Origin of the sequence: Lutibacter oricola (assembly GCF_900106565.1) — a bacterium.
Lineage (GTDB): Bacteria > Bacteroidota > Bacteroidia > Flavobacteriales > Flavobacteriaceae > Lutibacter > Lutibacter oricola.
The window spans coordinates 1-1,616 of the sequence record NZ_FNNJ01000051.1; the positions used below are offsets into that span (position 1 = coordinate 1).

Here is a 1,616-nt window from a genome sequence, read left to right on the forward strand (position 1 = left end):
ACATCTAGATTAAAAGCATTTACATTTTCATTCTGGTTGTCTCTGCTACATCCAATAATCATTAAACTAATCATTAAAATAACATACTTTTTCATTCGTTTCATTGTTTTATTTTAAGTTATACAATTTTGTTCAATTACAGGTAACGGTTTTTGGTATGTTTTGTGGCGTGATTTAGCTATAAATTTAGTAAATATTTACTGACCAAGAAAATCCCTTTAGGATTTTCGTAAGTGTGTTTAAACCTAGCTATAAAATATACCAGTTGTTGTAGCAAGTTTTTTATAAACTTCCAATAAATATTCTAATTTAAAGTAATTAATATTCATAAAACTTAATTTATTCAAATCGTATCTGATAATTTCTTTCTCTCCTTTAATTTTGTAATCTATCCAAGTTTCTCTGAATCCCTCTGTCATTGATTTATCAAAATTAAGTTTTAAATATGAAAAATTAGTCCATTTAATCAATCCAGTGTCTTTCAACCAAACTCCTTTATAGTTTATGATTAATAAAGGTTCGTTATTCAGTAATATGTCTAAATATGATTTAATCTTAAATTCTTTATCTCTATACAAATTGTTCAAGATATTCGTATTGTCCTCTGCAAGTTTAATTCTTTTTAATTCTCTAATTAGATTTTTATCTTTTTTTGAACATATTTCATATTTTGTATAAAAATGATTGTCAGGGTATATAAGATTTTTCCTTGTGGCTAATTTTATTAAAATTTCTATATCATCAATTTTCTTATAACTCCATATTTTCCATTTAACCAAAATATAACTCCAAAAAGGGGTATAGATTATCAATGAAATCGAAATAAATAATATCACTGAAATAAAAGGATGAAAATCAAACTCTTTAACAAAATATATGCTTGTTAAAATACCAAGTGACATAAAAATCAAGGCTGAAAATATAACTAAATATAGTCCAGTTTGTGTCGCTTTATAACTATCAATATATTTCATTTCGTAATTTGCTACAACGGTTTAGAGTTTGGTTTCGTTGCGTGATTAAGGTCAAATTTAATTAAAAAACTTCAAACATTAGAATAATCAGAGGCTTTTCGTACGTGGAATTAACCAAGCAATGAAATAAACGCATTGTTAAATTGTGTGCCTTTTTGAGTTGTAATTATTTTTATTAAACTTAAATTAATCTTTTATGTTAATTCGTTACAGTTTCTCCTCCGAGATATTGCTCAAATCAGCGTTTCAACTAGTTTTTTCATTTGGGTTTCTCCTCCGAAGTGTTGCTCAAATCAGCGTTTCAACTAGTTTTTCCGTTTCAGTTTCTCCTCCGAAGTGTTGATCAAATCAACGTTTCAACTGGTTTTTCCTTTTCGATTCTCCTCCGAAGTGTTGCTCAAAATCAACGTTTCAACTGGTTTTCTCATTTTAGTTTCTCCTCCGAAGTGTTGCTCAAAATCAACGTTTCAATGAGATTTTTATCGTTTTAGTTTCTTCTCCGTATTTTTATCATTTATCCAATTAGTTTTTCATCGGCATAAAATTTAACGGTTTTTGGTATGTTTTGTGGCGTGATTAAGCAATAAATTTAGTAAATATTTACCGACCAAGAAAATCCCTTTAGGATTTTCGTAAGTGTGC

General features: G+C 27.7%; 1 protein-coding gene. It reads right to left on the bottom strand.

Annotated features, from left to right (window positions below; translation table 11 throughout):
• Positions 1-245: 245 nt before the first annotated feature.
• Positions 246-974 (bottom strand): hypothetical protein, encoded by a 729-nt coding sequence (locus BLU40_RS17430; protein ID WP_090126822.1) that lies wholly within the window; start codon positions 972-974, stop codon positions 246-248.
• Positions 975-1,616 lie beyond the last annotated feature (642 nt).

Bases quoted from the DNA above. Each gene is read 5' to 3' on its own strand.
- BLU40_RS17430 (WP_090126822.1), bottom strand. From the start codon at position 974: ATGAAATATATTGATAGTTATAAAGCGACACAAACTGGACTATATTTA.